4 protein-coding genes are annotated in these 4,144 nt (G+C 67.3%); 2 read left to right on the top strand and 2 right to left on the bottom strand.

Annotated elements, in window-relative coordinates; all coding sequences use genetic code 11:
* Positions 1-1,042 (top strand): hypothetical protein (locus HV824_RS35000; RefSeq protein WP_255208596.1); only part of this gene is annotated, 1,042 nt, incomplete at its 5' end.
* An 18-nt stretch (positions 1,043-1,060) separates the two neighbouring features.
* On the opposite strand, the gene HV824_RS34995 is transcribed toward HV824_RS35000, so the two are convergent.
* Together HV824_RS34995 and HV824_RS34990 are read right to left on the bottom strand one after the other, a co-directional pair.
* Positions 1,061-2,194 carry a hypothetical protein gene (locus HV824_RS34995; protein ID WP_255208595.1) on the bottom strand — a complete coding sequence of 378 codons (1,134 nt, stop codon included), beginning with the start codon at positions 2,192-2,194 and terminating at the stop codon, positions 1,061-1,063.
* Between the two features lie 82 nt (positions 2,195-2,276).
* Positions 2,277-2,639: a hypothetical protein gene (locus tag HV824_RS34990; RefSeq protein WP_255208594.1), complete on the bottom strand. Its 363-nt coding sequence runs from the start codon at positions 2,637-2,639 to the stop codon at positions 2,277-2,279.
* A 156-nt stretch (positions 2,640-2,795) separates the two neighbouring features.
* On the opposite strand from HV824_RS34990, the gene HV824_RS34980 reads away from it, so the two are divergent.
* Positions 2,796-3,362: a TetR family transcriptional regulator gene (locus HV824_RS34980; protein ID WP_176421527.1), complete on the top strand. Its 567-nt coding sequence runs from the start codon at positions 2,796-2,798 to the stop codon at positions 3,360-3,362.
* The last annotated feature ends 782 nt before the right edge of the window (positions 3,363-4,144 follow it).

Here is a 4,144-nt window from a genome sequence, read left to right as displayed (position 1 = left end):
GGGCGGAGTCCCGCGAGGGTGGGCCGCTTTGCTGTGGGCAACGTATGTGTTGCTGGCGGGTGTCGCCCGCGCGGACGGGTGGCGCGTGGAATACGACGCGCCAGTGCCGCTCTTCCTGGACCGCAGCTACATCCTCGACTCGCCCAATCGCATCCGTCGTCAAGGGGCGCCCGACTCGCCCGAGACGCTCATCTTCGAAGCGAAGGTGGCGCCCAACCTCTTCTTGCCGCAGCTCCATCAAGGTGACTTCACCCAGCCCGGCGGCGAGTACTTCCTTTCGCTCATCATCACCCCGGGCGTGCAGCTCCGCATCATGGACACGGCGAGCGACCCGGTCATCCCGCCGTCCTTCATCGCGAAGGTGACGCTCCAGGTGGCGCACCTGCGGCCGTTGGCGAAGCCTCGGGCGGAGGGCGCGGCGGTGCGGGGCCTGGCGCTCGCGCTCAACGTCATCGCGGCGCATTATTCGAATGGGGAGTCCGGGTGCTTCTACAGCAACCAGACGCGCGGCGAATCCGGGTGCACGCCGTCGGAAGGACAACTGCCTCTGAACGAGGTGTCCGGCAGCTTCACCACGAACCTCGTCCGGACGGAGCTTCACGCGCGTCTGGCGTTTGACGTGGAGCCGGACCTGCGCAACGCATGGCTGGTAGGCGGATTCGCTGCCTTGGAGCTGAACACGTCCATTGGCCCTGGCCGCATCACCCGCTCTCAGCGCGTCGTGTATGGCGATGGGCATTGGGCGGCGGGTGTCATGGGCCAGCGCACGTGGAGCAACCACCGCTTCCCGTTGGAAGTGTCCGTGTCGCAGCCTTTCGGAGAGACGCCCGCGCAGCGGGCCACGTGGAAGGCTGAATTCGGCGCCTATCCCTGGTGGGGCGCGGGCTTCGGCGTCTTCGCGCGGTACGTGAAGGGGCAGGACTATTACAACATCTTGTTCCTGGAGCCCGTGGCGCTGTGGCAGTTCGGGCTCGCCTTTGAACTCAACCCCGGCGCGCGACTGCGGGCGGCCGAGGAAGGTCGGCCGCCCGGATTCCCATGAGTCGCGAGGGTGCCCCCATCAGGGCAGGCGCGCGTCGAGCCACGTCAGGTGCGCGTCGACAGTCTCCGCCACCGCCTGCGCCTGGTCCGACGCGCTGGGGTCCGAGTAGGGATTGCCAATCTCCTTGTGCTTCCACTTCACCCAGGTCTGCTTGTACCAACCCCAGTCGAGGTTCGTGCCCTTCGAAGGCGGGGTGCTGCCCGCGTAGCCGGAGAAGGCGCGGATGCCCGTGGCGGGAGCGACTTCCTGCCCCCCCACGACGTGGAAGATGTGGAGCCTGTTCCGGCGAGGGAACTGAGCCGTCAGATTCGTGGCCCACGCGCCATAGAAGGTGCCCCAGGGGCGCACGGGGTTGTTGATCTTGCTGTCGAAGGTCCCCAGCTCCCCCTGGCTGTTGCGGCACACGCCGTCAAACGACGACACGTAGATGTTGATGCCGTCCAGCGCAGTGTTCGCGCGGAGCGCTTGCGCCATGCGCATCATCAAGCAGCCACCGCGCGAGCTGCCCGCCAGGTAGATGGCGCGCGTCTCCGGCCGGACCTGCGCCTGGAGCCAGCCCGAGAAGCCATTCACGATGCGCTGCTTCGTGTCGCTGTCGAACAGGTGGTCGAAGTTGGCGTCGTTGACGACGGACAGGTACGTCTTCCCGCTGGGAAACCACCCCAGGGCGCGCAGCTTCATGGCCAGCGAACGGCTGTCCAGGCTCACGTTGGGACAGGAGACGCCGTCACAGGACGCATCCCAGTTGGAGGACTGCCCGGTGACACCGCTGGAGTGGCCGCTGCTCGAAATCTTCTGGCCCGCGGACATGATGACCAGGGCCTCGCGCACGCCTGGCGCGTCGACCTCCGCGATGCGGATGTTGTGGAGCGCGCCGTCGAAAGCGCCCGCCGCGCGGAAGTGCTCGAAGCCCGCCGCCGCTTGAAAGGCGCCCGAGCCGTTCCTGTAGACGACGCGGCGGGATACCACCGTCTGGCTGCTGCCGTTGGGATACGTCAGCGCCTGGGCCTGGGCGTCCAGGGCGCTGTCGGGCTCGGGCGCGGACAGGTCCGGCTCCATGGGGCCCCCGCAGCCCGCGAGGGCACCTGTGAGCAGCAGCGCCAGATTCAACCTGGAGAAGACATGACGAGCGACGCGTTTGGTGCGGACCATGGTGTGCTCCGAGGGCGGATGGAGGTGCATCGGCACGTCCTGGACGCGCCCCCTGGGCCCAGGCCGAGCATGACGGGCGACGTTACACGGCCTTGCGGGCGGTTTCGTTCGTATCTCGCTTGAACCAGAAGGCTTCGCCCTCGTTCAGATAGAAGCCTGGTTCGTTCCCGTAGGCGGTATCGAGCAGGATATTGACGGGCACGTCTGACATTGGTGCGAAGCGCAGGCCCACGCCATCCGCGGGTTTGATGTCGCGAGCGTCGAAGTCGCGTGGGCCGCGTGCCACCGTCGCCGCGGAGACGAAGGCCACGCCGCCCAGGAGGAAGCTCGTCTCCGGCTGGGCGGCGGGCAGCACGAAGGGGACGATGCTGAAGCGCCCCTCCGGCGCCTCCTCGGCAGTGGCCACGAGCAGGACTCCGAGGACGGCCGTGACGAGCGGTGTCATGGCGGCGCCTCAGACGTTCTCGGAGAGCCAGTCGAACCTGCGCGCTTCCGCCAGCGCCGTGGACGCCGCCTGGCAGTGCAGGGGCGCGGCCTCTTCGTGAGTGAACATATTCAGGTGCTTGGGGCCCCGTAGCCCGAGCAGGAGGCCCGGGAGCGCATTCTCCGGGCGACCATCGTGTGCATTGGCCGGGATGGGCTCGATGCGACGGGTATCCGGGAGATTGCGCGCGAGGCGCAGGTGAACAGCGCGGCCATCAGCTACTACTTCCGGAGCAAGGAGAAGCTGGTGGCGCTGGCGCTGGAGCAGACGCTGGACCAGTCCTTCGGGAACGTCCTGGAGGACTTTGATCGGTTCCGGCTGGAGGGCCAGGGCATTCGCGAGGCGTTCGAGACGCTGCTCGAGGATTTGATGAGCAACTCGCTGCGCTACCCGTACATCGCGCACGCGCACTTCCACGACGCGCTGGCCCATCAGCGCTACGACAGCACCGCCATCCAGCGCCTCAATGCGTTCCTGGCCGAACTGGCCGGGCGGCTGGCTCCGGGGGCGCCGCACCTTCCGGAGAATCGGCTGCGGATGGCGCTGACCCAGGTCTGGGCCTCCATGAGCCTGCTGTCGATGATGCCCCGGCTGTTCGACCAGTTCATCCTGCTCGACTTCGGCACGCTCGACACACGGAGAGCCTGGGTCCAGCAGGCGTCACGGCTCCTCTTCGCTCCCTGACCGCCCGTGCCCAGTGGCGGCGAATTGGCAGGGCCGCGTCGGCGCGCTTGCGATAGAGGCCGCGCCGCCTGGGCGCCTCCCAGGCGGCGCACTGTCCGAGGGGAGGACCGTAAGGCCCCTCTGTACCGCGACTGCCCCGGACGCCGCTGGCACAGGCCGCCCGACGCCAGCAGGGCCGCGACGGCGGCCAGCATCAGCAGGTGCTCATCCTGCGCCGGCCCTCTGGCCGCCACGTCCCCGCCGACCAGCACTACAGCTGCGGAGCGGGCGCCTGGTCTGGACGCCGTGTCCCAGTGAACGTCCTTCGTCCGCGAAAATACGGACGAAGGTGGTCAACGCAGCGGGTTGACAGGAGACGCGGTGGTGGTAGAAGCCGCGTCCTCGACGAAGAAGCCCGGCGGAAAGGGCGGAAGCGTCGAGGGGGCAGCGAAAAGCAGTGGTTGACAGGGAGGGCGGCGAAGCGGTAGAAACCGCGCCCCTCCGGAAGAAAGCAGCGGAAGCCACTGGGCGGCGCTGAAGACTCCGGAAGCCAGCAGGACGGCGAAAACAGCAGCTTGACAGTAGACGCCGGACTGAAATAGAAGCTGACGCCCCGCCGGACGAAAAGACGGCGAGGCAGCAGCGAAGAAGACGGTAGCAAGAAGTCGCTGGCGGCACAAGCGACTCGGTCTTTGAAAACCAAATAGCAAGCCCAAGAAGAAGCTAGATTGCGGAAACCGCAGTCAATTTCTTAAGACGGTGCCAGCCAGGTCGCGCTGAGAAGCGCAGCCGGCAGCACTGGA

The organism is Myxococcus sp. AM009 (assembly GCF_013372605.1).
Classification (GTDB): Bacteria; Myxococcota; Myxococcia; order Myxococcales; family Myxococcaceae; genus Myxococcus; species Myxococcus vastator.
The sequence above is the reverse complement of the archived record's forward strand: the minus strand, read 5'-3'. Positions and strand labels throughout refer to the sequence as shown.

What these genes read in the sequence shown, in the direction of transcription:
- HV824_RS34995 (WP_255208595.1), bottom strand. Translation starts at nt 2,194, where the DNA reads ATGGTCCGCACCAAACGCGTCGCTCGTCATGTCTTCTCCAGGTTGAAT.
- HV824_RS34990 (WP_255208594.1), bottom strand. Translation starts at nt 2,639, where the DNA reads ATGACACCGCTCGTCACGGCCGTCCTCGGAGTCCTGCTCGTGGCCACT.